Source organism: Massilia suwonensis, assembly GCF_042655665.1.
Lineage (GTDB): Bacteria > Pseudomonadota > Gammaproteobacteria > Burkholderiales > Burkholderiaceae_D > Telluria > Telluria suwonensis.
The window spans coordinates 1514151-1537959 of sequence record NZ_JBHSMR010000013.1 but is presented as its reverse complement, the minus strand read 5'-3'; the positions used below and the strand labels follow the sequence as shown (position 1 = coordinate 1537959).

Sequence of the window (23809 nt, the reverse complement as noted above, 5' to 3'; positions counted from 1 at the left end):
ATCTCCCCGATTATCAATTCAGTATTAAATTTTTGGCAAGGACAATCTGGCGCGTGTGTGCGTTTTTCGACTCGCGCAGCCACTTCCTGCGAGCTCAGCCAGATGCCTCCTGGGCAGGCGCCGGCGCCGCCTCCGCCAGGGCCCTGCGCAAGGCCGTCATGTCGACCGGCTTCACGAAGTAATGCTGGAAGCCCGCCGCCTTGGCCAGGACCTTGTCATGCGCCTGCCCATAGCCCGTCAGCGCGATGAACAGGGCGTCCCTGGTTGCGGGAATGCCGTGCAGGCGCCGCGACAATTCGTAGCCGTCCATGTCGGGCAGGCCGATATCGAGAATCATGGCGTCGGGGCGCAAGCTGGCCGCTGCCTCGATCGCGCTGCTCGCGTTCTCGTGTATGGTCACCGCATGGCCTTGTGCCTGGAGGAGGGCGGCCAGGGACTGCGCGGCATCGACGTTGTCGTCGACCACCAGGATGCGCAATGGAGACGGCTCGTCCTCCATGGCCGCCGCCGCGACGCCGCCGGCGCCCTTGCCTGTCTTGCTGTGAAGCGGAAGCGACAAGGTGAAGGTGCTGCCCTTGCCGGGCCCTTCGCTCTTGGCCGTCACCGTGCCGCCGTGGAGAGTCATGATGCTCCTGACCAGCGCCAGGCCCAGCCCGAGGCCGCCCTGGGAGCGGTCCGGCGTGCGTTCGGCCTGGGTGAACAGGTCGAACACGTGCGGCAGCAGCTGCGCATCCATGCCGATGCCGTCGTCGGCGATGCTGATGCAGACGCAGGGCGCTTTCACTTCCATGCAGAGCAGGATATGGCCGCGCAGCGGCGTGTATTTCGCCGCATTGTTCAGGAGGTTGGTCAGCACCTGGATCAGGCGCGTGCGGTCGCCCAGCACGAGGACATCGTCCTGCGCGAGGCGAACGGTGAGCTGGTGCTGGCGCGAGTCGATCAAGGGCGCCGACTGCTCGATGGCGCTATGGATGACATCGTGGATGGCCAGCTCCGACTTCTCGATCGACACCAGGCCGCGCGTCACCCGCGATACGTCCAGCAGGTCGTCGACCAGGTCCGTCATGTGCCTGACCTGGCGCGAGATGATCTCGCTGTACTTCTTGATCGTGTCCCTGTCGGGGCTGGCAATCGCCAGCAGATTCGCCGCCGTGCTGATCGGCGCCAGGGGATTACGCAGTTCATGCGCCAGCATGGCGAGGAACTCGTCCTTGCGCCGGTTGGCCGCTTCCAGGGCTTCTTCCGCTTCGCGCTGGATGGTGATGTCGGTATTGGTGCCGAACCAGCGCACGATGTTTCCATGCTGGTCGCGGATCGGCACGGCCCGCGACAGGAACCAGCGGTATTCGCCGGCGGCGCTGCGTAGCGGGAACAGGTCTTCCCACGGGGTCTGCTGTTCGACGATGTGGGCGCGGAACTTGGCCTTGACCGCCTCTAGGAAATCGGGATGGTGCACCTTTTCCCAGCCCCATCCCTTCATCTCCCCGATTGTCGTGCCGGTGTAGGCGAACCAGCGGTTGTTGTACCAGAAGATCGAGCCGTCGCTATCGGCCATCCAGGCCAGCTGCGGGATGTTTTCGGCCAGGGTCCGGAATTGCACTTCGCTTTCCTTGAGGGCCGACTGGGCCTTCCTGATTTCGCTGATGTCGAGGATATAGGCGATGCCTTCGTCCCGGTTGTCCTGGTAGTTGGCGGCGCCGAGATAGACCGGCAGGCGGCTGCCGTCCTTCCTCAGGTATTCCTTCTCGAACGCTTCGACGCTGCCTGTCGACTGCAGGACGTCCAGGCTCTTCCTGTCGACCTCGTCCCACTCCGGAGGCGTCAGGTCGCGCCAGGACAGGCCGTCGCGCTCGAAGTCTTCGCGCGAGTAACCCAGCATCCTCAGGAAGGCGTCGTTCACCTTGACGATGCTGCCGTCGTAACGGTACTGCATGACCCCGATGACATTGGAGTCGGTGATGGTCTTGAACTGGAACTGGCTGCGTTGCTGCGCTTCTTCCGCCAGTTTCTGTTGCGTGATGTCGATGACAACGCCCGGCATCCACGCAGGCTCGCCGCGCGCGTCGACGTCGATCTTTCCGCGCGCATGGACATGCCGGATGCCGCCGTCGCGCAGGCACAGCCGGAACTGGTATTGATAAGGCGTGCGGGCGGCAAGCGACTGCGCGATATTGGCCTGGACCGCTTCGAGATCGTCGGGATGGATGGCCGCGAGATAGGCTGTGAGCGGGCCGCCTCTGGCATCCTGTTCGGAGATCTCGAACAGCCGTGCGAAGTTGCAGTCGGCATAGACGCGGTCCGCCTGGATGTCCCAGGTCCAGGTGCCGATTTCGGCGGCGCTCAGGGTGCCTTCCAGGCGCAGCTGCGCATCCTGCAGCTGCGCGCGCAGGACTTTCTGGCCGTGGATGTCGGTGCAGGTGCCGATCCAGCGTTCGATCTGGCCAGACTGGTTGCGGATCGGCAGGGCGCGTGCCAGCATCCAGTGATACTCGCCCGAACGATGCCGCAGGCGGTATTCGATTTCATAGGGTGCGCCGGTGGCGAGGCTGTGCTCCCAGGCCGTCCTGGTGCGCGGCAAGTCGTCGGGATGCAGGATCGAGCCCCAGTTCTGGCCGATGGTGTCGCCCACCGCCATGCCGGCGAATTCATAATGTTGCCGGTTGTAGTAATCGTGGTAACCGTCCGGCAGGGCCGACCAGACCATCTGCGGCATCGCATCGGCGATCAATCGGAAGCGGGCCTCGCTTTCCTCGACGGCCTGCTGCTTCAGGATATGGTCGGTGACATCCTCGACGCTGTGGATGATGTAGGCAACCTCTCCGGTGGGGCCGAAGACGGGGCTGTTGAGGGGCTTCCAGTAGCGCACTTCGAACTCGCCCTCGGCCGCGCCGCGCTTGGGAATATCGTATTTTTGCAGCGCCATCGCATCGGGGCACCTGTTTTGCAGGACCCGCATCAAGGATGCGCGCAGGTTCCTGACGCCCGTGGCGTTGGGATCGTTCGGATTGTCCGGAAAGACCTCGAACAGGTTACGCCCCAGGATCTGTTCCCGCGTCGTCATGGTTGCGCGCAGGCGCGCCTCGTTGGCGGCCACCATGGTGAAGTCGGGTGTCAGCACCAGGTAGGGAATCGGGGTTGCATCGAACAGGCTCTGGAAATCGGGGTCGACCATCTCATGTCCTTTTGCATACATGCACCTGGTTTCATCTTTCCAGGTGGATTGATCATAAGTCGAAGCGGCAAACCGCGGCGCGCCAAAACAAAAGGCCGGAGCCCTCGCGGGTTCCGGCCTTTTTGCTTGCAAGCAGCCCGCCTGAGCGGGCCAACACGCTATTAAGCAGCCAGCAGCTGGCGCAGCACGAACGGCAGGATGCCGCCATGCTTGTAGTAGTCGACTTCGATCGGGGTGTCGATACGCAGCAGGACTTGCACTTCCTGGGTGTCGCCGTTTTCGCGGTGGATCACCAGGGTAGCCAGCTGTTGCGGCTTGATTTCGCCTTCCAGGCCCTTCAGGTCGAAGGTTTCCTTGCCGGTGATGCCGAGGGTTTCGACGCTGTCGGTCCCGATGAACTGCAGCGGCAGCACGCCCATGCCGACCAGGTTCGAGCGGTGGATGCGCTCGTACGAACGCACGACGACCGCCTTCACGCCCAGCAGCTGGGTGCCCTTGGCTGCCCAGTCGCGCGAGGAGCCGGTGCCGTACTCTTCGCCGCCGAACACCATGGTCGGGGTGCCTTCGGCCACGTACTTCATGGCCGCGTCGTAGATCGACATCTGTTCGCCGGTCGGCTGGTGGATCGTGATGCCGCCTTCGACCGCCGAACCGTCGGCCTTGGGCGGGATCATCTTGTTCTTGATGCGCACGTTGGCGAAGGTGCCGCGCATCATGATCTCGTGGTTGCCGCGGCGCGAGCCGTAGGAGTTGAAGTCGGCTTTCAGCACGCCGTGATCCTTCAGCCACTTGCCCGCTGGGCCGTCTTCCTTGATGGAGCCGGCTGGCGAGATGTGGTCGGTCGTGATCGAGTCGCCGAACACGCCCAGCGCACGGGCGCCGGTGATGCCGGTGGCGGCCGCTTTCGGGGTCATCTCGAAGTCGCTGAAGAACGGCGGCTCGGCGATGTAGGTCGACTCAGGCCAGTTGTACACTTGACCTTCGGTGCTGGAGACGCGCTCCCACAGTTCGCCCGGGTTGCCCTTGACGTCGGCGTAGTTCTTCTTGAACACGTCCGAGTTCATTGCGAAGCGCATCAGCTCGCCCACTTCCTGGCTCGACGGCCAGATGTCGCCCAGGTAGACGTCGACGCCTTGCGGGTCGCGGCCGACCGGCTCGCTCATCAGGTCCTTTGTCATGTTGCCGGCGATCGCGTACGCGACGACCAGCGGAGGCGAGGCCAGGAAGTTCGAACGGATGTTCGGGTGGATACGTGCTTCGAAGTTACGGTTGCCCGACAGGACGGCCGAGGCGACGATGTCGTTCTGGACGATGGTCGCGTTCAGTTCCGGGGTCAGGTCGCCGGCGTTGCCGATGCAGGTGGTGCAGCCGTAGGCGGTCACGCCGAAGCCCAGCTTTTCCAGGTAAGGCAGCAGGCCGGCGGCGGTCAGGTACTCGGTGACGACGCGCGAGCCGGGAGCCAGCGAGGACTTGATGTGCGGAGCCACGGTCAGGCCGCGCTCGACGGCTTTCTTGGCCAGCAGGCCGGCAGCCAGCAGCACGCTCGGGTTCGAGGTGTTGGTGCACGAAGTGATGGCGGCGATCAGGATGTCGCCGTTCTTCACGCGCACGCCGTTGGTCGTCTCGTAGACTTTCGACAGGTCGTCAGGCGACTTGTTGAAGCCGTTTTCGGTGGTTGGCTTGCTGAACAGTTCGGTGAAGTTGTTCTTCACGTTGCCCAGTTCGATACGGTCTTGCGGACGCTTCGGGCCGGCCAGCGACGGGGTCACGGTCGACAGGTCGAGGTGCACCACGCGGGTGTAGTCGATCTCGCCTTCCTGCGGAATGCCGAACATGCCCTGTGCCTTGTAGTAGTTCTCGAAGGCGGCCAGTTCTTCTTCGGTACGGCCGGTGCCGCGGAAGTAGTCGACGGTTGCTTCGTCCACTGGGAAGAAGCCCATGGTCGCGCCGTATTCCGGTGCCATGTTGCCGATGGTCGCGCGGTCGGTGGTCGACAGCGAACGGGTGCCTTCGCCGAAGAACTCGACGAACTTGCCGACGACTTTTTCCTTGCGCAGCAGTTCGGTGATGGTCAGCACCAGGTCGGTCGCGGTGCAGCCTTCGCGCAGCTTGCCGGTCAGGTTGACGCCGATGACGTCCGGGGTCAGGAAGTAGACCGGCTGGCCCAGCATGCCGGCTTCGGCTTCGATGCCGCCCACGCCCCAGCCGACGACGCCGACGCCGTTGATCATGGTGGTGTGCGAGTCGGTGCCGACCAGGGTGTCAGGGTAGTAGGTGTCGCCTTGCTTCATGACGCCGCGCGCCAGGTATTCCAGGTTGACCTGGTGGACGATGCCGAAGCCCGGAGGCACGACGCCGAAGGTGTCGAAGGCCTGCATGCCCCACTTCATGAACTGGTAGCGCTCGTTGTTGCGCTGGAATTCCAGTTTCATGTTCAGGTCGAGCGCGCCCGGCTCGCGGAAGTGGTCGATGGTGACCGAGTGGTCGACGACCAGGTCGACCGGCACCAGCGGCTCGATCTTCTTCGGATCGGCGCCGGTACGGGCGGCGACGTTGCGCATCGCGGCCAGGTCGGCCAGCAGCGGCACGCCGGTGAAGTCCTGCAGCACGACGCGGGCAACGACGAAAGGAATCTCGTCGGTGCGCTCGGCGGTCGCGCCCCAGTTCGCCACCTGGCGGACGTGTTCTTCGGTGACCTTCTTGCCGTCGCAGTTACGCAGCACGGATTCGAGGACGATACGGATCGACACCGGCAGGCGCGACAGGTTCACGCCCAGGCTTTCGCCCAGGGCCGGCAGCGAATAGAACTGGCCGGACTGGCCCGCGCTCAGCGGGAAATCCTTCAGCGTGTTCAGGGTGTTGCGAGACATAAGCTCTCCTTCAGTGGGGTCTCTTGTTATTACTTCAATACGGGCGACGCAGAGGCGTCAGCTTTTCTTCTGTTCCGAGCTGGCAGTCACCAGCGGCTTGCTCTGCTCGGCGTTCTTGCATTCGTTGGCCAGCTGGCGGTTCAGGCGCGAGTCGAGCAGGATGCCCTTCGACGGGATGCCGATCCAGACCAGGCGGAAATTGGTATTTTCGAAACGCATGGCGCCGGTGGTGGTGCCGACGCGTTCCATGCGGTGCAGGCGCTTCTTCCAGCGCAGGGCGATGTGCGAATCGTCGCCTTCGTTGGTGTAGATCGTGATCTTGTTGTTCAGCTCGCAAGCGTACTCGGTGACCTTGGTGTCGGTGATGTCCGGTTCGGCTTCGTCTTTCGGCGCCCAGCTGTCGGCGGCGGCCGCGCCGGCGGCGCCGGCGGCAGCGGCAGCGGCTGCCTTCTTCGATTTCGACAATTTCTTTGCCTTCAGGACGTCTTCGGCCTTTGGGTGGTTTTTCTCAGCAGCAGCAGATGCGGGCGCAGCGCACAGGGTAAAAGCCGCGAACGCGAAAGCGCCGGCGGCGAACAGGTGTTTGGGGGAGGTGGCCATTAGTGGAGTTCCGTTTGGTTGACGATTGCCGCCGCGGAATCGGGCAGCGCCAGGCCGGCCAGCTTCGCGCGCTGCAAAACGGTCCAATAATATCGGTAGCTGGCGCGGTCGTGCAAGCGCCCATGTTGAGCGATCGGACCCCAGTTCGCCGCCATCGCCTCCTGCAAAATGTTGGTGGCTTCGTTTACTTCCGACAGACGGGGCGTAAACGCCTTGACGATCGGTTTGACCTGGTCCGGATGGATGCTCCACATGCGCGTGAAACCGAATTCGGCGCCGGCGCGTTGTGCATCGTTAGCCACAACTGCGCTGTCCTTGATCTCGGTCGTCACATTATGCGAGGCCACCTTGCCATGCGCATGACATGCCGCAACCATCTCCAGCTTGGCGCGGACAACTAAAGGGTGCGTAAACTGTCCCGGCGTGCGCATCGCGGCCGCCGGAATCGCACCGTAGTGCGAAGAAACGAAATCCATGATGCCGAAGGACAGGCACTCGACCTGGGACAGGGCGGCGATGTCGTAGGCTTCGTGCAATGCGCCGTGGGTTTCGATCAGCACGTGCACGGGGAGTGCCGGGCGGCCGTTCGGCACGGCGACGCGGTTGATGATCTCCAGGGCGCGCCGCACGTCGTCCAGGCCGTTCGGCTTGGGCAGGACCACGTAGGCCAGTTTGCTTGCAGCGGCGCCGACGATGGCGACCACGTCCTGGATAAAGTGCGGGCTGTCGATGTCGTGCAGGCGCACGCCGATACGGTCGAAACGGTTGTCCTCGCTATTGATCAGCGAGGCGACCAGCTGGGCGTGCGCGGCTTCGTTGCCGGCGGCGGCGCCGTCCTCGCAGTCGAAGGTGATGTCGAAGACGGGACCAAGCTCTTGTTGCAGGGCCATCGACTTGCGCATCAGCTTCTCCGAGCCGCAATAGTGATCGCAGGCGGGGAGGAGGAGCGGCTGGCGTTTGCCCTGGAATAAAACCTCGGAAGGATGCATGTTTGATTCGGTGAGTGCAGAAGTGGAACCCGCCGTGCCGCTGGATGCGGCACGGCGGGTTCGGCGAACAGGCGGCTTGGCCGGATCCATTCGCCGGATGCGTCTTAGGCCAGCAGGTGGGCCACGCCTTCACGCTCTTCGGTCAGTTCCTTCAGCGTGAGGTTGATGCGCTCTTGCGAGAAGGCGTCGATTTCCAGGCCTTGCACGATCTTGTACTCGCCGTTTTCGACGGTGACCGGGAAGCCGAACATGGTGCCTTCAGGGATGCCATAGGAACCGTCCGATGGGATGCCCATCGTGGTCCACTTGCCGGCGGTGCCCAGGTGCCAGTCGTGCATGTGGTCGATCGCCGCGTTGGCAGCCGAAGCGGCCGACGAAGCACCGCGTGCGTCGATGATGGCGGCGCCGCGCTTGCCGACGGTCGGCAGGAAGGTGTCGCGGTTCCATGCGTCGTCGTTGATCGCGTCCTTGACCGACTGGCCGTCGATGGTGGCGAAGCGGTAGTCGGCGTACATCGTCGGCGAGTGGTTGCCCCAGACGGCCATCTTCTCGATCGAACCGACTGGTTTACCCAGCTTGGTGGCGACTTGCGACAGGGCGCGGTTGTGGTCCAGGCGCAGCATGGCGGTGAAGTTCTTGGCCGGCAGGCTAGGCGCCGACTTCATTGCGATGTAGGCGTTGGTGTTGGCAGGGTTGCCGACGACCAGCACTTTGACGTTGCGCGAAGCGACGGCGTCGAGCGCCTTGCCCTGCACGGTGAAGATCTGGGCGTTGGCTTCCAGCAGGTCCTTGCGCTCCATGCCTGGGCCGCGCGGGCGGGCGCCGACCAGCAGGGCGAAGTCCGCGTCCTTGAAGGCTTCCATCGGGTCCGAGTGGGCGGTCATGCCGGCCAGCAGCGGGAAGGCGCAGTCGTCGATTTCCATCATGACGCCCTTGAGCGCCTTCTGTGCTTTTTCGTTGTCGATCTCGAGCAGCTGCAGGATGACCGGCTGGTCCTTGCCCAGCATGTCGCCGTTAGCGATGCGGAACAGCAGCGAGTAGCCGATCTGGCCGGCGGCGCCGGTAACGGCAACACGCAGTGGGGTTTTAGCCATGATGAATCTCCAAAAGTGGGAATGAAAACGGTCGAAGCCGAGGATACGCCTGTCTCGGAAAACTGCAATGATACCAAAACGGACATGAATCCTTGTGGGCGCGCAGTGCAGGACAGACGCCGGATCGACCGCGAGTGTATTCCTCGATGCACCTCCCGTCAATCGCTATCATATGTCTTATATAAGACACATATCTTGCCGTGTGTACACTGGACGGAAGGGGGACTTTTGTGGTGAAATCGTGGTCTATGAATTCCGTCCCGATCACCCCCTCCGGCGAGGGCCCAGGCAACACCGGCTCCCCTTCGTTCCGGCCGCTGTATCAGCAAATCAAGGCGCTGATCACGCAGAGCCTGCAATCCGGAGAGTGGAAGCCGGGCGAGCTGATGCCGAGCGAAGTCGAACTCGCCGCGCGTTTCAAGGTCAGCCAGGGTACCGTCCGCAAGGCCATCGACGAGCTGGCGGCCGAGAACCTGGTCGTGCGCCGGCAGGGGAAGGGCACCTTCGTTGCCACCCACCACGAAGAGCGCGCGCACTTCCGCTTCCTGAAACTGATGCCCGACGAGGGCGTGCCCCACCATCCCGAGAACCGCATCCTGGAAGTGCGCCGCATCCGCGCGCCGGCCGAGGTCGCGCGCCTGCTCGAGCTGAAGTCGGGCGACGCGGTCGTCTACATCAAGCGCCTGATGTCCTTCGACGGCGCGCCGACCATCCTCGAAGAGCTGTGGCTGCCGGGGCAGGTGTTCAAGGGACTGACGGCCGAACGCCTGGTCGAGTACAAGGGTCCAATGTACGGCCTGTTCGAATCCGAGTTCGGCACGCGCATGATCCGCGCGACCGAGAAGATCCGCGCCATCGGCGCCGACGAGGCGGCGGCGCAGTTGCTGAACGTGGCCGAGGGCACGCCGCTGCTGGTGGCGGACCGGGTCTCGTTCACCTACGGCGACCGCCCGGTGGAGCTGCGGCGCGGTTTGTATTTGACGGCCCAGCATCATTACCAGAACGAGTTGTCGTAATGCCGCATGCGGGCATGGCGTGGTCGCCTGCACGTTTGTAGGTATGCGTATAAAATATGTTGTTAGCAAGAAAGCGCCAAACAAAACCCCGTTTGCGCGCTCGACTTGCCGATATTCCGGAATCGCATCTTGGTGTGGCTCAAAAAATCGGCGAAAATTAAGGGTTAATCACATTTTGTCAGTTAAGGGAGGTGTTGTATGTCCGAAGCCGTGAGAGAGGCCACAAAAAAAGGACGGCCGGAGTTCCGTAACATCCACATTACGGATATCACTACGAAGTACAAGATGCCGCCGTCGGCGATCGTCTCGATCCTGCACCGCGTGAGCGGCGCCGGCATGTTCCTGATGTTGCCGTTCCTCCTGTATCTCCTGCAAGAGAGCCTGCGTTCGGAGATCTCGTTCTACCACTTCGGCGGCATCGTCGACAACGTCTTCACCAAGATCATCCTGCTGGGCCTGATCTGGGCATACGCGCACCACTTCACCGCCGGCGTTCGCCACCTGTTCATGGACAACCACCTGGCCCTGGACAAGGATGCCGCCCAGAAGACCGCACGCTGGGTGCTGGTCATCAGCCTGGTCCTGACCGCGCTGTGCGGTCTGAAACTGTTCGGAGTATTCTAATCATGGCAAGCAAGAATAATATCGGCCAGCGCCGCCTCGTCGTCGGCGCCCACTACGGCGTCAAGGATTGGCTGGCGCAGCGCGTCACCGCCATCGTCATGGTGGTCTACACCCTGATCCTGCTGGGCACCTTCCTGACCGCACAGAACTTCACCTACGAAGGCTGGGCGGCGCTGTTCTCGCGCCAGTGGTTCAAGCTCTTCTCCGCTGTCACCTTCTTCGGCCTGTTTTACCACGTGTGGGTCGGCATGCGTGACATCTGGATGGACTACGTCAAAAACGCCGGCATCAAACTGGCCTTGCAGTTCATCACCGTGCTCCTGCTGGTGGCTTACGCCGTGTGGACTGTGCAAATTCTCTGGAGTGTTTAATCGTGGCAGCAATTAATACTGCAATTCCAACCCGCCAGTTCGACGTCGTCATCGTCGGCGCCGGTGGTTCCGGCCTGCGCGCCGCACTGCAACTGACCGAAGCCGGCCTGAACGTCGCCGTGCTCTCGAAAGTGTTCCCGACCCGTTCGCACACCGTGGCGGCGCAGGGCGGCATCGGCGCCTCGCTCGGCAACATGAGCGAAGACGACTGGTACTGGCACATGTTCGACACCGTCAAGGGTTCGGACTACCTGGGCGACCAGGATGCGATCGAATTCATGTGCCGCGAAGCACCGAAAGTCGTGTACGAGCTCGAACACTTCGGCATGCCTTTCGACCGCAACACCGACGGCACCATTTACCAGCGTCCGTTCGGCGGCCACACCGCCAACTTCGGCGAAAAGCCGGTGCAGCGCGCCTGCGCCGCGGCCGACCGTACCGGTCACGCCCTGCTGCACACCCTGTACCAGCGTAACGTCCGCTCGCGCACCCACTTCTTCGTCGAATGGCAAGCCCTCGACCTGGTGCGCAACAGCGACGGCGACGTGCTCGGCGTGGTGGCCCTGGAAATGGAAACCGGCGACGTCATGATGCTGCAGGCGAAGACCACCATCTTCGCCACCGGCGGCGCCGGCCGCATCTTCGCCGCCTCGACCAACGCCTTCATCAACACCGGCGACGGCCTGGGCATGGCGGCACGCGCCGGCCTGCCGCTGCAGGACATGGAGTTCTGGCAGTTCCACCCGACCGGCGTGGCCGGCGCGGGCGTGCTGATCACGGAAGGCGTGCGCGGCGAGGGCGGTATCCTGATCAACTCGAACGGCGAACGCTTCATGGAGCGCTACGCGCCGACCCTGAAGGATCTGGCGCCACGCGACTTCGTCTCGCGCTCGATGGACCAGGAAATCAAGGAAGGCCGCGGCGTCGGTCCGAACAAGGACCACGTGCTGCTGGACCTGCGTCACATCGGCGCCGACACCATCAAGAAGCGCCTGCCGTCGATTCTCGAAATCGGCCACAAGTTCGCCAACGTCGACGCGACCAAGGAACCGATTCCAGTCGTCCCGACCATCCACTACCAGATGGGCGGCATCCCGACCAACATCCATGGCCAAGTCGTCGCACCTGACGGCACCGGCGGCCAGAAGATCGTCAACGGCCTGTACGCGATCGGCGAATGCGCCTGCGTCTCGGTCCACGGCGCGAACCGCCTCGGCACCAACTCGCTGCTCGACCTGGTGGTCTTCGGCCGCGCGGCCGGCAACCACATCGTCGGCCAGAACCTGAAGGCGCAGGGCAACCGCGCGCTGCCGAAGGACTTCGCCGACTACGCGCTGGGCCGCCTCAACAGCCTCGAGAACTCGACCGGCGGCGAAAAGGTGCAGGACGTCGCCAACGCGATCCGTTCGACCATGCAGAAGCACTGCGGCGTGTTCCGTACCCAGGCCCTGATGGACGAAGGCGTCAAGGAAATCATGCAGCTGGACGAGCGCCGCAAGCACATCTCGTTCAAGGACAAGTCGAAGGTGTTCAACACCGCCCGTATCGAAGCGATCGAACTCGACAACCTGATCGAAGTGGCCAAGGCGACCATCGTCTCGGCAGCGGCGCGCAAGGAATCGCGCGGCGCCCACGCCCATAGCGATTTCGAGCAGCGCGACGACGAAAACTGGATGAAGCACACGTTGTTCTTCTCGGAAGGCAACCGTCTCGACTACAAGCCGGTCGTGACCAAGCCGCTGACGGTCGATACCTTCAAACCGAAGCCACGTACGTTCTAATCCACGACAACAATTTGAAGAGGGCGGGGCACGAGGCTCCGTCCTGACTGAATAGGTAAAACATGGCACGCACAGTCCACCTGAAGATCTACCGCTACGATCCGGACAAGGATACGAAGCCTTACATGCAAGACGTCACCGTCGAACTGAAAGACACCGACAAGATGCTGCTCGACGCACTGCAGCGCATCAAGTCGGACGTCGACGATTCGCTGGCCCTGCGCCGCTCGTGCCGCGAAGGCGTCTGCGGTTCCGACGCGATGAACATCAACGGCAAGAACGGTCTTGCCTGCACCACCAACCTGAACGAACTGACCCAGCCGATCGTGCTGCGTCCGCTGCCGGGCCTGCCGGTCGTGCGCGACCTGATCGTCGACATGACCCAGTTCTTCAAGCAGTACCACTCGGTCAAGCCCTTCCTGATCAACGACTCGATCAAGCCGGAAAAGGAACGCCTGCAGACGCCGGAAGAGCGCGAAGAGCTCGACGGCCTGTACGAGTGCATCCTGTGCGCCTGCTGCTCGACCTCGTGCCCGTCGTTCTGGTGGAATCCGGACAAGTTCGTCGGCCCGGCCGGCCTGCTGCAGGCCTACCGCTTCATCGCCGACTCGCGCGACGAAGCCACCAACGAGCGCCTGGACAATCTGGAAGACCCGTACCGCCTGTTCCGCTGCCACTCGATCATGAACTGCACGGACGTCTGCCCGAAGGGCCTGAATCCGAACAAGGCGATCGGCAAGATCAAGGAATTGCTGGTTCGCCGCGCGATCTAATCGGCCAGCGCGGCCGGCGCCGTATGGCTGGCCGTGATACCGCGTGGGCATGGAATGCCCACCCTACGTTACGCTGCGGACCCGTAGGGTGGGCACTCCGTGCCCACGCGGTACACCGCATGAAAGCAGGCGACGCGTGAACTTGTCGCCTGCAAAACCAAGCAGCACCCGGACAAGCATCACGTCCGTCAAACCGGCGCAATTTCGGATATCCTTCCCCGCATTGCGCCCAAAGTATTGTCATAAATACAGTAGAAGTACGGTACTGCCGATTCCCGGCAGCCGGAGTATAGTGTTGACCCAAGAACGGACTCTAGTGTGACAGCAACGCATCAATCCGACCCCGCCAACCGTGCCCGCCTGCGCTGGCGTGCACGCCGTGGACTGCTCGAAAACGACCTGATCCTCACGCGCTTCCTCGATGCGCATGAGGCGGAGCTGAGCGATGAAGACGTCGATGCGCTGACCCGCCTGCTGGACCTGGCGGACAATCCGCTGATGGACCTGCTGCTCGGACGCGCCGAGCCCGAAGGCGAGGTCGACCTGCCGCAGGTGCACGCCTTGCTGGCGCGCCTGCGACAAGCGTAAGCGAACACGTTTCGTTTTATATTTTAAGATCCACTCCCAAGAAGGAAGTGCCATGAACATCTCTGATACCAAAGCCACTCTGTCGTTCTCCGACGGCAGCCCATCGGTTGACATGCCGATCTACAAGGGCACGATCGGCCCGGACGTCATCGACATCCGCAAGCTGTACGGCCAGACCGGCAAGTTCACCTACGATCCGGGCTTCATGTCGACTGCCTCGTGCAACTCGAGCATCACCTACATCGACGGCGACAAGGGCGAGCTGCTGTACCGCGGCTACCCGATCGAGCAGCTGGCCGAGAACTGCGACTTCCTGGAAACCTGCTACCTGCTGCTGAACGGCGAACTGCCGAACGCCGAGCAGAAGGCCGAGTTCGAAGGCACCGTGACCCGTCACACGATGATTCACGAGCAGATGAACTTCTTCTTCCGCGGCTTCCGCCGCGACGCGCACCCGATGTCGGTCCTGGTCGGCACCGTCGGCGCGCTGGCGTCGTTCTACCACGACTCGCTCGACATCAACGATCCGAAGCAGCGCGAAATCTCGGCCATCCGCCTGATCGCCAAGCTGCCGACCCTGGTCGCCATGGCGTACAAGTATTCGGTCGGCCAGCCGTTCATGTACCCACGCAACGACCTGTCGTACAGCGCCAACTTCATGCACATGATGTTCGCGAACCCGTGCGAAGAGTACAAGGTCAACGACGTGCTGGTGCGCGCCCTGGACCGCATCCTGATCCTGCACGCCGACCACGAGCAGAACGCATCGACCTCGACCGTCCGCCTGGCCGGTTCGTCGGGCGCCAACCCGTTCGCCTGTATCGCTGCCGGTATCGCCTGCCTGTGGGGCCCTGCCCACGGCGGCGCCAACGAAGCGGCACTGACCATGCTGAAGGAAATCGGCTCGGTCGACAACATCCCGGCCTTCATCGCCAAGGTCAAGGACAAGAACTCGGGCGTGAAGCTGATGGGCTTCGGTCACCGCGTCTACAAGAACTTCGACCCGCGTGCAAAACTGATGCGCGAAACCTGCCACGAAGTGCTGAACGAACTGGGCCTGCAGGAAGACCCGCTGTTCAAGCTGGCCATGGAACTGGAACGCATCGCGCTGGAAGACGAATACTTCGTGTCGCGCAAGCTGTACCCGAACGTCGACTTCTACTCGGGCATCGTGCAGTCGGCCCTGGGCATCCCTGTGTCGCTGTTCACCGGCATCTTCGCGATGGCGCGTACGATCGGCTGGATCGCGCAGTGGAACGAAATGATTGCCGATCCGGAGCAGAAGATCGGCCGTCCACGTCAACTGTTCGTGGGTTCGCCGGTGCGTGATGTGCCGACGATCGACAAGCGTTAATTCGATTTAGATCGTTTTGAAAAAGCGGGCTGCGGCCCGCTTTTTTTATTGGCCCGTACCTGCATTGACGAATCGGGTAGGGTAGCTATACTGGTCCGTGTGTGGCTTTGCGGTGTGCTCGCGGTGTAGACGCGTGGACTCGGGAGTCCACCCTACGGTGCGCTAGCGCCAACAGTTTTTATCGACCATGAATCCAGTTTGCTTCAATCTGCAGGCATATGGTTCGTCCCTGAACGAGGGAGGTCGTGTCGCGTCCACCATTGGCACGCCCGCGGCGTGCGCGCGAGATCTCGCCTGGCTCTATCGGGCTCGGTGAGGAAGCATCCGGCCGGCGTCCGCCTTCCGTCCTCCCGAGCCTCCTCCACTGCTTCGACTTTCCTCCGCAGGCTGCGGAGTACTTAATTACGTACATGGAGTACCACATGAGACCACCGATCGTCGTTTCCTCGCTCGACATGGAGCGCCTTGAACAACTGCTCGATTCGCTGCCCGCCGCGCAGGCCGGCACGCGCGACGCCCTGCTCGAAGAACTGGCCAGGGCCGAACTGGTCGAGCCGGAAGACATGCCGCAGGACGTCGTCACGATGAATTCGCGCGTGCGTTTTGTCCTCGACCACGGGCTGGAAGAGTTCGACATGTCGCTCGCCTATCCGAAGGATGTCAACGGGGCGGCCGACAAGCTGTCGATCCTGAGCCCGGTCGGGAATGCCTTGCTGGGCCTGAAGGTGGGCGACAGCATCGACTGGACGCGGCCGGACGGCGGCCGTTTCGAAGTCACCGTGCGCGACGTCGTCTACCAGCCCGAGCGCGCGGGCGAGTTGCATCGCTAGCCTAGTTGCACCTTCCGCGCGCGATGGCGGCGGCCCAGAAGGGCAGCGCCATCAACTCTTTCGCGTCGACGCGCCAACCCTTGATGTCGTACTGGGCCGGCTGGAACTTCAACGCGTCCGCACCCAGGCAGGAGGGCTTTTTCGATTCGGTGAAGGCGCGCGAGAAATTGCGGTAGCGGTCGCCGCTCAGGGCAGTGCCGCCGCGGGCCGGGGCGGCCTGTGCGCCATCCTCCGCCAGCGTCGCGCGCACGGCGGATGCGATGAGCTCGTCCGTCAGGCGCTCGCGCAAGGGAGGCGCCGCTCTGGCGGACGGCTCCGCAGCGGCATCGATCACGGCGAACAAGATGCCGGCGAACAGGCTGGTCTTCATCTCGTGACGTTCAGCGGCAGACGCCGCGCACCTTGGCGACGGCGATGAAGGGCAGGGCTAGCACGCCGCTGAGGAAGAAGGTCGGCTGGTTTTTCAGGCCTTCGGCATGCAGGCAGTCCGGCAGGCGCGCGTCGGCGAACTCCCTGGAAAACTTTTCGTACGGTCCGCCGCTGACGGCGCCGGTCTCGTTGCGGCCGGGCGCTGCTTCCTTCTCCGGCGGAACCGCGGCGATGGCGGCGCGGATGGTTTCCTTGTCCAGGCGTGCGCGCAATGATGGCTTTTCTCCAGCGGCCGGAGGCGCCGCCGGCGCGGCGTGGACGGGGAGGGACAGGCAGAGCATACAGAACAGGAGCGAACGCATACACGGCTGGGGAAGAGTGATGTTGCCAAATGTACACCTAAACGCAGAAAGTTTAGCATTTTGTACACTTGGTTACATATGGCTGTGTAAAATCTGCTTTTCCAAGTCAACTTTCATCGCGCCCATGAAACGTCTGTTGCTCGCCTGTTCGCTCCTCCTGTGCGCACTCGTCGCCCAGGCCGATTCCGGCCTGAAGAAGCAGGTCAATGCCTTTGTCGACCGCTGGCACGACGACGCGGCCCACGCCCGGATGGCCTACTTCGACAAGATCGCCAGGGATGGCATCTACATCGGGACCGATAAAAGCGAGCACTGGCGCCGCGATGCCTTCAAGGCCTGGGCCAAGCCCTATTTCAAGCGCAAGTCGGCCTGGGCCTTCAAGGCGCAGCGCCGCAATGTCTATTTTTCGGAAGACCAGTCGGTGATCTGGTTCGACGAGCTGCTCGACACCCAGATGGGCGTGTGCCAGGCCAGCGGCGTCCTGCGCCGCAAGGGAGATAGCTTCGAGATCGTGCATTACCAGCTGTCGATGGCGGTGCCGAACGAAGTGGGCGGGCAGGTCACCCGTCTCATCAAAGACTTTGAAGAGAAGGACGGCTGGAAGGGCGGCCCGCGCTAAGCACGCCCTGTGATATGGTGTTGCCCCGTCCAGGCTTTAATCCAAGACAGTGAGCACCACCTATATCGGCCGTTTCGCCCCATCGCCCACCGGCCCGCTGCATGCCGGCTCGCTGGTCGCGGCCGTCGCCAGCTATCTCGACGCCCGCGCCCACCAGGGCGAGTGGCTGATCCGCATCGAGGATATCGACGAAGGCCGCAGCGTGCCTGGTGCCGACACGGCGATCCTGGCGCTGCTCGAGTCGCTCGGCATGCATTCGGACCGCGAAGTCGTCTGGCAAAGCCGGCGCAAGGAGCTATATGCAGCCGCCGCCGAGCGCCTCGGCGCGCACGCCTATCCCTGCGGCTGCAACCGCCGCGAAATCCTCGACTCGCGTCTCGGCGTCGCGCCCGACGGCGCCGCTATCTACCCCGGCACCTGCCGCCATGGCCTGGCACCGGGGCGTTCCATGCGCAGCCTGCGCCTGCGCGTGCCCGACGCGCCCGAGGACGGCATCACCTTCGTCGACCGCTTCGCCGGCCCCACGACTCAGCACCTGGCCACGGAGTCCGGCGACTTCGTCCTGAAGCGCGCCGACGGCTACTGGGCCTATCAGCTGGCGGTGGTGGTCGACGATGCCGGGCAGGGCGTCACCGACATCGTGCGCGGCTTTGATCTGATCGACTCGACCGCGCGCCAGATCTACTTGCAGCGCCTGCTCGGCGTGCCGACGCCGCGCTACCTGCACGTGCCCGTGGTGCGCAATGCGAATGGCGAGAAGCTGTCGAAGCAGACCGGCGCGCTGGCCGTGCTGCCGGGCGACGAAGCGGCGGCGATCGCTGCGCTGATGGACGCCGCGCGCTTCCTCGGCTTGCCGCTTGAGACACCGGCCACGCTCGCGGGTTTCTGGGAGCGCGCCATTCCCGCCTGGTCGGCGCTGCTGGCCGAACGGAAAGCGCGCCTCGATTAGGCCCGCCGCCGGCGCTTGAGCATCCCGAGGCTCGCCAGCCCCATTCCCAGCATGCCCCAGGTCGCCGGTTCCGGAATCGGCGCCGCCACCATGAAGCCGCGGATCTCGCCGGCCGGGAACTGGGTCGTGTGGATGTTCAGGTAGGCCTCGTTGGCATTGATTGCGTCGATCAGCGCCGTGCTGGCCGAGGCCGGCGTGCCGCCGAACGCGGCCAGGAAGGCCGGGTCGTATACCGACGCGTCGGTCAGGTCGAAGGCGTGCGTATAGGTGCCGGCCGTGACCCCGAGCGGGAAGTCGACGAAGGGAATCGCGATCGGCGCCGTGCCGGTGAAGGCGGCCGTGGTGCAGCAGTGGATGTGCGCCATCGTCGTGTCCGCCAGCAGGTCGCGGAAAGGCACTTCGGCGCGCAACACGCTGCCGTCGATTTCGAAGGCGGCGACGCTCGAGCCGGGCGAACCGTTCGGCGGGCTTTCGCCCGGGCCGCTGGCGACGGCCCGGATCATGGTCTGGGCCAGGGCGCCGGACGCGAACAGCGTCGCGGCGGCCAGGGCCAGGATGGACAAGCTCTGTTTCATGGCAGACCTCCTGAACAGGAAAGAATCCAAGACGTCACGGCGTGACGCTGCCAAAAAAACTAGCACTTTCCTGAGCAGGCGCCCACACGGTACGGATGGGCAGGAGCCGCTGAGCAATAAGCTTGCAGGGCAATTGAACGGCAGAAGTCGATATGATACAAATTCTGATGACTTATCATCAAAAGTGAATCATATCGCCGTGCTTCACTTTTTCGTCTGGATCGTGATCTCGCCATCGGCCTCGAGGAAGGCGCACTGCATGTCCTCGCGTTTGCAGTCCGCCGAGCGCAGCGCCTGGTCCAGGTCTTCTTCGGTGATGCGGCAGCGTCGCACGACCTTGTCGAAGAACTGGCCGTCGCGTCCGATCAGCACCGCCGTGCCGTCGAGCATTACCGAGGCGCGCTTGCTGTAGGCCGAGAGCATGGCCACGCCCGTGTTCAGGGCGATCAGGGTGGCGGCGATGATCAGGCCGCCGCTGAGCGAATCGTCGCCGCCGGAGAGGGAATTCGAGACCGCTTCCGACAGCAGCATCACCACCAGCAGGTCGAAGGGCGTGAACTGGCCGACCGTGCGCCGACCGGAGATGCGCACCATCGCCAGCAGGGCCAGGTAGACGACCGCGCCGCGCACAATGAATTCCCACCACGCCAGATCCATATCGAACATGCCTGCCCCGACTCATCAACGCTGATGAGTCGATTCTAATCATTTTGTTAACAGAAGGCCGTTCGCTAGGCCGCTCCTCCTAACAAACACAGGCATATCCGCGACCGGTGTATGCTCGCTCCGCATAGCAAAAGGAGAAGCGCATGGCAAGGCATCCCGGCATCTTTCCCACATTCTTCCTGTCCGGCTTCGAATGCTCGAACTTCGTCTGGAAGGACAAGGTGCGGCGCAACCTGGTCGCCGAAACCGCGCACGACCGCCACGTCGCCGAGGACTACCGCATCCTGAACAGCCTCGGCATCGCGGTCGCGCGCGAAGGCATTCCCTGGCCGCTGGTGGACCGTGGCGGGCAGTACGACTTCTCGATGCTCGACCCCTATATCGAGGCCATGAACGCTTCGAAGGTCAGCCCGATCTGGGACCTGTGCCACTACGGCTATCCGGACGATCTCGATCCCTTCGACGACGCTTTCGTGGCGCGCTTCGCCGCCTATTGCCGCGCCGCCGCCGAATACGTGCTGCCCAAGCTACGCGGCCCGCACTTCTTCACGCCGATTAACGAGATCACCTTCTTTTCCTTCTGCGCCGGGGAATGGGCCTGGGCCGCGCCCTACCGCTGCAGCAAGGAAGACCGCCTGCGCCTGCGGCTGTCGCTGTGCCGCGCCGCGATCGCCGGCGTCAAAGCGATCCGCGAAGTCGATCCGGAAGCGCGCATGGTGCACATCGATCCGCTGGTGCGCGTGGTGGCGCCGCGCGACCGGCCCGACCAGGTCGAGGCCGCGCGCCACGAGACCGAAGTCGACACCTTCCTCGCCTGGGACATCATCAGCGGGCGCGAACATCCGGAACTGGGCGGCTCGCCCGAGATTCTCGACATCGTCGGCGCCAACAACTACGCCTTCGGCCAGATGGAATACCGCGAGCACGGCCCGCATGCGGCGCTGCCGCCCGGCGACGACCGCATCGCGCCCCTGTGCGACATGCTGCGCACCGTGTGGGAACGCTACCGCCGGCCGATGATCATCGGCGAGACCAGCGGCTTCGGCCACGGCCGCGCCGAGTGGCTGCGCGACGTGATGGGCGAAGCGCTGGCCGCGGTGCGCCTCGGCATGGACCTGCAGGGCATCTGCCTGTTCCCCGCGGTCGACATGCCGGACTGGCACACGGGCGAGTGGCTGCACAACGGCATCTGCGACCTGGTCGAAGCGGACGGCGACCTGCGCCGGGTGCCGGACGCCGGCTATGTCGATGAGCTGCGGCGCTGGCAGAAGGAGCTGAACCGGGTCACCAGCCTGGACGAGGATCCCTACAGCGACCCAGTGGAATTGCAGGACGTCGTCGATGCGGCGCACCGGCTCAACATGCAGCCGGATAAGGACTGGCGTTAGCTTTTAATCGTCCTTCCGGTAGCTGCGCAGCTGGAACACCATGCGGCCGTCGACGCGCTCGCACAGGCCGCGCATGGTTTCGCCCGGCCCGATGATCCAGGTCAGCTTGCTGCCGTTGGCCTTGGTCGCGCAGGCGGCGTGGGCCGCATCCGGAATGTCCGGCAGCGGTGGCGGAGCTGGCGGAGCGGGGATGGCGGGCGGAGCGGGTGGTGCCGGTGGTGCGGGCGGGGCCGGCATGGGCAGGTCGACCGGCGCCATCGGTGCTGCGGGCGGCGCAGGTGGTGCGGGTGGTGCCGGTGGCGCCGGTGGCACGATGCAGCCGCCGCTCTTCGCGGGCTTGCAGTCGATGCGGACGGCGGCCTGGCTGCCGCCGGCGGCCAGCAGCAGGGCGATCAGGATGAGGGCACGTGGGACCATGTTGTTCTCCTTGTGTTGCGGCGCACGACGGTGGCGCCATGAAGCCATCATGCGCCGCAAATATGGAGAAAAAATGGAGTTCAAAGATCGAAGCGGTAGCCCAGCCCGTAGATCGAGCGGATCGGCTCGAAGCCCGGCGCGGCCGCATCGAGCTTGCGGCGCAGGTTCTTGACGTGGCTGTCGATGGCGCGGTCGGTGACATCGAGACTGTCCTGGCCCGCCAGCGCAAGTAATTGGGCGCGCGAAAACACCTGGCCCGGACGGGCGGCGAGTGCGGCCAGCAGGTCGAACTCGGTGCGCGTCAGGTCGAGCGGCTGGCCATGCACGCTGGCGCGGCGCGCCGCCGCATCGACCGCCAGCGGCGTAGCCGGCACGCCGCTGCGGCGCAGGATGGCCTTGATGCGCGCCACCAGTTCGCGCGGGCTGAAGGGCTTGCAGAGGTAGTCGTCGGCGCCCAGTTCCAGTCCCAGCAGGCGGTCGATTTCCTCGACCTTCGCCGTCACCATCACGATCGGCACCTCGGAGAAGGCGCGCACCTCGCGGCACAGGGACAGGCCGTCCAGGCCGGGCAGCATCAGGTCGAGCACCACCAGGGCCGGCATCCTGGTTCGGATCGCGGCCAGCGCCGCGGCGCCGTCGTGGAAGACCTCGGGCACGAAGCCGGCGGCGCGCACGTAGTCGGCGACCAGCTGCGCCAGTTCCGGTTCGTCTTCAACGATATAAATAGTATTCATTTAGTGGACTCCGTCGCCAGCGTGACGCGCAGGCCGCCCAGCGGCGAGTGTGCGAAACGCAGCTGTCCGCCTTGCGCCTCGACCAGTCGACCACACAGCGCCAGTCCCAGTCCCGCGCCGCCGCCCGCCCGGCTGCGCGAGGCATCGACCCGGTAAAAACGCTCGCCGAGGCGCGCCAGCGCCGCATCGGGCACGCCGGGTGCGCTGTCGTCGATGGTCAGCGTTACCGACCCGCCGGCGGCCTGGCCCGACAGCGTCACGCGGCCGGGCGCGCTCGTGTAGCGCAGGCAGTTTTCGAACAGGTTGCGCAGCACCTGGCGCATGCGGTCGGGGTCGGCCTGGACGGCGGCGTGCGGCGGCGCTTGGCCGATGTCGAGCACCAGTCCGGCCGTGTGAAAGCGTTCGGCGAAGGCCTGCGCTTCCTCGCAGGCCAGCTGCCAGAGGTCCAGCGGCTCGCGCCGGCAGTCGAGCGCGCCCACGTCGGCGCGCGCCAGCGCATACAGCTCGTCGATCAGCTTCGACAGCGCCAGCACCTGGCGCAGCATCGCCGCCACGTGTTCCGGATCGGCCTTGCGCACGCCGTCCTGCAGCGCTTCCAACTGCGCGCGCAGCACGGCCAGCGGCGTGCGCAGCTCATGCGAGGTATCGGCTACCCATTGGCGGCGCGCCTGCTCGGCGCCTTCCAGGCGCGCGGCGAGTGCGTTGAAGTGGCCTGCCAGTTCGCCCAGTTCGTCGCTGCGATTGTCACGCAGACGCGTCTCGAAGCGTCCTTCGGCGAGTGCGCGGGCGCCATTCGCCAGGCGTCCGATCGGGCGCCGGAAGTGGCTTGCCAGCAGGCTGGCGGCCAGTGCGCTCAGGATGACGCCCGCCGCCGCGATCGGCCACAGGCTCGCTTTCAACTGCGCGAGGAAGGCATAGGCCAGCGCGTCGGTCGGTCGCGCGGTGCGCGCCACCGCGAGGAAGCCTACCGTGCGGCCGTCAAGCAGGATCGGGCGCCGTGCCAGCGGCAGACTGCCGGGCGGGCGGCCGGCGAGCACCTTGCCGCCGGCGTCGAGCAGGGTGATGCGTGACTGCAGGGGCGCGCCTTCGTCCGGATCAGGTGCATCCTGCAGCGCAGGCGGGGGCAGAGGCGGCAGCGGTGCCGCCGGCGGGGCGGGCGGGGCCGGCGGTGCGGGCGCTACGACTGGGCTGACGGGAGCAGCAGGAGCAGCTGGCGCGGCCGGGGCAGCCGAAACGACAAGCTTGGGCGCGGGCGGCGCGGGCGGCACGGCAAGCACACGCGCTTCGCGCTCGCCCTGCAGCCGCGCCAGTTCGCGGACGATCCAGTCGCGCTGTCCAGTCGCCGGCACGAAGCGCCAGTCGCCATGCTGCGCATAGCGGCGCGCCAGGTCGTTCGACAGTTCTTCCAGCCGGTCCAGTTCGATCTGGACGGCGTAGTCGCCGAAGCTCTCCAGCACGTTCTGGCGCAGCAGATAGACCGCGCTGGCCGTCACCGCGAGGATGGCCAGCAGGACCGAGGCGAACAGGCGCAGGCCGATCGATATTTTCAAGGGATGCCTGGTAGAAATGAGGGGCAGCCCATTCTAGACCAGGCCGCGCCGCAGGTCATCAGCCCGAGTGAATGCGCGATGCTGAGTGCGCTAATGCAAAAACGCTGAGTTCCAATTG

23 protein-coding genes are annotated in these 23809 nt (G+C 64.3%); 11 read left to right on the top strand and 12 right to left on the bottom strand.

Going from position 1 to position 23809, the window contains the following annotated elements; translation table 11 throughout:
• Positions 1-94: 94 nt before the first annotated feature.
• The 5 genes from ACFPQ5_RS14950 to ACFPQ5_RS14930 all read right to left on the bottom strand — a co-directional run bounded on the left by ACFPQ5_RS14950 (position 95) and on the right by ACFPQ5_RS14930 (position 8725).
• Positions 95-3172: a PAS domain S-box protein gene (locus tag ACFPQ5_RS14950; protein WP_379757076.1), complete on the bottom strand. Its 3078-nt coding sequence runs from the start codon at positions 3170-3172 to the stop codon at positions 95-97.
• Positions 3173-3333: 161 nt separating this feature from the next.
• The gene (gene acnA, locus ACFPQ5_RS14945; protein ID WP_379757073.1) at positions 3334-6042 is read right to left on the bottom strand and encodes an aconitate hydratase AcnA; all 2709 of its coding nucleotides are present in this window, start codon (positions 6040-6042) and stop codon (positions 3334-3336) included.
• A gap of 57 nt (positions 6043-6099) precedes the next feature.
• Positions 6100-6642, bottom strand: a complete 543-nt coding sequence (locus tag ACFPQ5_RS14940; protein ID WP_379757070.1) for a hypothetical protein — start codon at positions 6640-6642, stop codon at positions 6100-6102.
• Positions 6642-7631, bottom strand: coding sequence for an HpcH/HpaI aldolase/citrate lyase family protein (locus tag ACFPQ5_RS14935; RefSeq protein WP_379757067.1), 990 nt, complete (start codon positions 7629-7631; stop codon positions 6642-6644). Before ACFPQ5_RS14935 ends, ACFPQ5_RS14940 begins: the two co-directional genes overlap by 1 nt.
• A 104-nt stretch (positions 7632-7735) precedes the next feature.
• Positions 7736-8725, bottom strand: coding sequence for a malate dehydrogenase (locus ACFPQ5_RS14930; protein WP_379757064.1), 990 nt, complete (start codon positions 8723-8725; stop codon positions 7736-7738).
• A gap of 248 nt (positions 8726-8973) precedes the next feature.
• On the opposite strand from ACFPQ5_RS14930, the gene ACFPQ5_RS14925 reads away from it, so the two are divergent.
• From ACFPQ5_RS14925 to rnk, 8 genes are all read left to right on the top strand, one after another.
• A complete protein-coding gene (locus ACFPQ5_RS14925) occupies positions 8974-9741 on the top strand; it encodes a GntR family transcriptional regulator (RefSeq protein WP_379757061.1) in 768 nt (255 codons plus the stop codon).
• 198 nt (positions 9742-9939) lie between these two features.
• A complete protein-coding gene (gene sdhC, locus ACFPQ5_RS14920; protein WP_379757058.1) occupies positions 9940-10365 on the top strand; it encodes a succinate dehydrogenase, cytochrome b556 subunit in 426 nt (141 codons plus the stop codon).
• Positions 10366-10367: 2 nt separating this feature from the next.
• Positions 10368-10736 carry a succinate dehydrogenase, hydrophobic membrane anchor protein gene (sdhD, locus tag ACFPQ5_RS14915; protein ID WP_379757055.1) on the top strand — a complete coding sequence of 123 codons (369 nt, stop codon included), beginning with the start codon at positions 10368-10370 and terminating at the stop codon, positions 10734-10736.
• A 2-nt stretch (positions 10737-10738) separates the two neighbouring features.
• The gene (gene sdhA, locus ACFPQ5_RS14910; RefSeq protein WP_379757052.1) at positions 10739-12517 is read left to right on the top strand and encodes a succinate dehydrogenase flavoprotein subunit; all 1779 of its coding nucleotides are present in this window, start codon (positions 10739-10741) and stop codon (positions 12515-12517) included.
• A 62-nt stretch (positions 12518-12579) separates the two neighbouring features.
• Complete coding sequence (locus ACFPQ5_RS14905) at positions 12580-13290, top strand: succinate dehydrogenase iron-sulfur subunit (RefSeq protein ID WP_379757049.1); 711 nt, start codon at positions 12580-12582, stop codon at positions 13288-13290.
• A 318-nt stretch (positions 13291-13608) separates the two neighbouring features.
• Positions 13609-13878 carry an FAD assembly factor SdhE gene (locus ACFPQ5_RS14900; RefSeq protein ID WP_379757046.1) on the top strand — a complete coding sequence of 90 codons (270 nt, stop codon included), beginning with the start codon at positions 13609-13611 and terminating at the stop codon, positions 13876-13878.
• Positions 13879-13930: 52 nt separating this feature from the next.
• Positions 13931-15232 (top strand): citrate synthase, encoded by a 1302-nt coding sequence (gene gltA, locus ACFPQ5_RS14895; RefSeq protein WP_379757043.1) that lies wholly within the window; start codon positions 13931-13933, stop codon positions 15230-15232.
• Between the two features lie 422 nt (positions 15233-15654).
• A complete protein-coding gene (gene rnk / locus ACFPQ5_RS14890; RefSeq protein WP_379757040.1) occupies positions 15655-16062 on the top strand; it encodes a nucleoside diphosphate kinase regulator in 408 nt (135 codons plus the stop codon).
• Between the two features lies 1 nt (position 16063).
• Here rnk and ACFPQ5_RS14885 read toward each other — a convergent pair whose 3' ends face one another.
• Both ACFPQ5_RS14885 and ACFPQ5_RS14880 read right to left on the bottom strand, forming a co-directional pair.
• On the bottom strand, positions 16064-16432 hold the full coding sequence (locus tag ACFPQ5_RS14885; protein ID WP_379757037.1) for a hypothetical protein: 369 nt from the start codon (positions 16430-16432) through the stop codon (positions 16064-16066).
• A gap of 10 nt (positions 16433-16442) precedes the next feature.
• Entirely contained in the window at positions 16443-16703 is a 261-nt protein-coding gene (locus ACFPQ5_RS14880; protein WP_379757034.1) for a hypothetical protein, read from the bottom strand.
• A gap of 214 nt (positions 16704-16917) precedes the next feature.
• On the opposite strand from ACFPQ5_RS14880, the gene ACFPQ5_RS14875 reads away from it, so the two are divergent.
• Together ACFPQ5_RS14875 and gluQRS are read left to right on the top strand one after the other, a co-directional pair.
• On the top strand, positions 16918-17412 hold the full coding sequence (locus ACFPQ5_RS14875) for a nuclear transport factor 2 family protein (RefSeq protein WP_379757031.1): 495 nt from the start codon (positions 16918-16920) through the stop codon (positions 17410-17412).
• 49 nt (positions 17413-17461) lie between these two features.
• Positions 17462-18361 (top strand): tRNA glutamyl-Q(34) synthetase GluQRS, encoded by a 900-nt coding sequence (gene gluQRS / locus ACFPQ5_RS14870; protein ID WP_379757028.1) that lies wholly within the window; start codon positions 17462-17464, stop codon positions 18359-18361.
• On the opposite strand, the gene ACFPQ5_RS14865 is transcribed toward gluQRS, so the two are convergent.
• Positions 18358-18936, bottom strand: coding sequence for a CHRD domain-containing protein (locus tag ACFPQ5_RS14865; protein WP_379757025.1), 579 nt, complete (start codon positions 18934-18936; stop codon positions 18358-18360). The two genes, gluQRS and ACFPQ5_RS14865, sit on opposite strands and share 4 nt — an antisense overlap.
• Before the next feature lie 204 nt (positions 18937-19140).
• Positions 19141-19602 carry a DUF421 domain-containing protein gene (locus ACFPQ5_RS14860; protein ID WP_379757022.1) on the bottom strand — a complete coding sequence of 154 codons (462 nt, stop codon included), beginning with the start codon at positions 19600-19602 and terminating at the stop codon, positions 19141-19143.
• Between the two features lie 143 nt (positions 19603-19745).
• On the opposite strand from ACFPQ5_RS14860, the gene ACFPQ5_RS14855 reads away from it, so the two are divergent.
• On the top strand, positions 19746-20990 hold the full coding sequence (locus ACFPQ5_RS14855; RefSeq protein ID WP_379757019.1) for a glycoside hydrolase family 1 protein: 1245 nt from the start codon (positions 19746-19748) through the stop codon (positions 20988-20990).
• Between the two features lie 3 nt (positions 20991-20993).
• On the opposite strand, the gene ACFPQ5_RS14850 is transcribed toward ACFPQ5_RS14855, so the two are convergent.
• The 3 genes from ACFPQ5_RS14850 to ACFPQ5_RS14840 form a co-directional block, all read right to left on the bottom strand.
• Positions 20994-21407, bottom strand: coding sequence for a hypothetical protein (locus tag ACFPQ5_RS14850; RefSeq protein ID WP_379757016.1), 414 nt, complete (start codon positions 21405-21407; stop codon positions 20994-20996).
• Positions 21408-21487: 80 nt separating this feature from the next.
• Positions 21488-22141 carry a response regulator gene (locus tag ACFPQ5_RS14845; protein WP_379757014.1) on the bottom strand — a complete coding sequence of 218 codons (654 nt, stop codon included), beginning with the start codon at positions 22139-22141 and terminating at the stop codon, positions 21488-21490.
• On the bottom strand, positions 22138-23691 hold the full coding sequence (locus ACFPQ5_RS14840) for an ATP-binding protein (RefSeq protein WP_379757011.1): 1554 nt from the start codon (positions 23689-23691) through the stop codon (positions 22138-22140). The genes ACFPQ5_RS14845 and ACFPQ5_RS14840 overlap by 4 nt, the downstream gene beginning before the upstream one ends.
• Positions 23692-23809 lie beyond the last annotated feature (118 nt).

Bases quoted from the DNA above. Each gene is read 5' to 3' on its own strand.
- ACFPQ5_RS14950 (WP_379757076.1), bottom strand. From the start codon at position 3,172: ATGGTCGACCCCGATTTCCAGAGCCTGTTCGATGCAACCCCGATTCCC.
- acnA (WP_379757073.1), bottom strand. From the start codon at position 6,042: ATGTCTCGCAACACCCTGAACACGCTGAAGGATTTCCCGCTGAGCGCG.
- ACFPQ5_RS14940 (WP_379757070.1), bottom strand. From the start codon at position 6,642: ATGGCCACCTCCCCCAAACACCTGTTCGCCGCCGGCGCTTTCGCGTTC.
- ACFPQ5_RS14935 (WP_379757067.1), bottom strand. From the start codon at position 7,631: ATGCATCCTTCCGAGGTTTTATTCCAGGGCAAACGCCAGCCGCTCCTC.
- ACFPQ5_RS14930 (WP_379757064.1), bottom strand. From the start codon at position 8,725: ATGGCTAAAACCCCACTGCGTGTTGCCGTTACCGGCGCCGCCGGCCAG.
- ACFPQ5_RS14925 (WP_379757061.1), top strand. From the start codon at position 8,974: ATGAATTCCGTCCCGATCACCCCCTCCGGCGAGGGCCCAGGCAACACC.
- sdhC (WP_379757058.1), top strand. From the start codon at position 9,940: ATGTCCGAAGCCGTGAGAGAGGCCACAAAAAAAGGACGGCCGGAGTTC.
- sdhD (WP_379757055.1), top strand. From the start codon at position 10,368: ATGGCAAGCAAGAATAATATCGGCCAGCGCCGCCTCGTCGTCGGCGCC.
- ACFPQ5_RS14905 (WP_379757049.1), top strand. From the start codon at position 12,580: ATGGCACGCACAGTCCACCTGAAGATCTACCGCTACGATCCGGACAAG.
- gltA (WP_379757043.1), top strand. From the start codon at position 13,931: ATGAACATCTCTGATACCAAAGCCACTCTGTCGTTCTCCGACGGCAGC.
- rnk (WP_379757040.1), top strand. From the start codon at position 15,655: ATGAGACCACCGATCGTCGTTTCCTCGCTCGACATGGAGCGCCTTGAA.
- ACFPQ5_RS14885 (WP_379757037.1), bottom strand. From the start codon at position 16,432: ATGAAGACCAGCCTGTTCGCCGGCATCTTGTTCGCCGTGATCGATGCC.
- ACFPQ5_RS14875 (WP_379757031.1), top strand. From the start codon at position 16,918: ATGAAACGTCTGTTGCTCGCCTGTTCGCTCCTCCTGTGCGCACTCGTC.
- ACFPQ5_RS14865 (WP_379757025.1), bottom strand. From the start codon at position 18,936: ATGAAACAGAGCTTGTCCATCCTGGCCCTGGCCGCCGCGACGCTGTTC.
- ACFPQ5_RS14860 (WP_379757022.1), bottom strand. From the start codon at position 19,602: ATGTTCGATATGGATCTGGCGTGGTGGGAATTCATTGTGCGCGGCGCG.
- ACFPQ5_RS14855 (WP_379757019.1), top strand. From the start codon at position 19,746: ATGGCAAGGCATCCCGGCATCTTTCCCACATTCTTCCTGTCCGGCTTC.
- ACFPQ5_RS14850 (WP_379757016.1), bottom strand. From the start codon at position 21,407: ATGGTCCCACGTGCCCTCATCCTGATCGCCCTGCTGCTGGCCGCCGGC.
- ACFPQ5_RS14845 (WP_379757014.1), bottom strand. From the start codon at position 22,141: ATGAATACTATTTATATCGTTGAAGACGAACCGGAACTGGCGCAGCTG.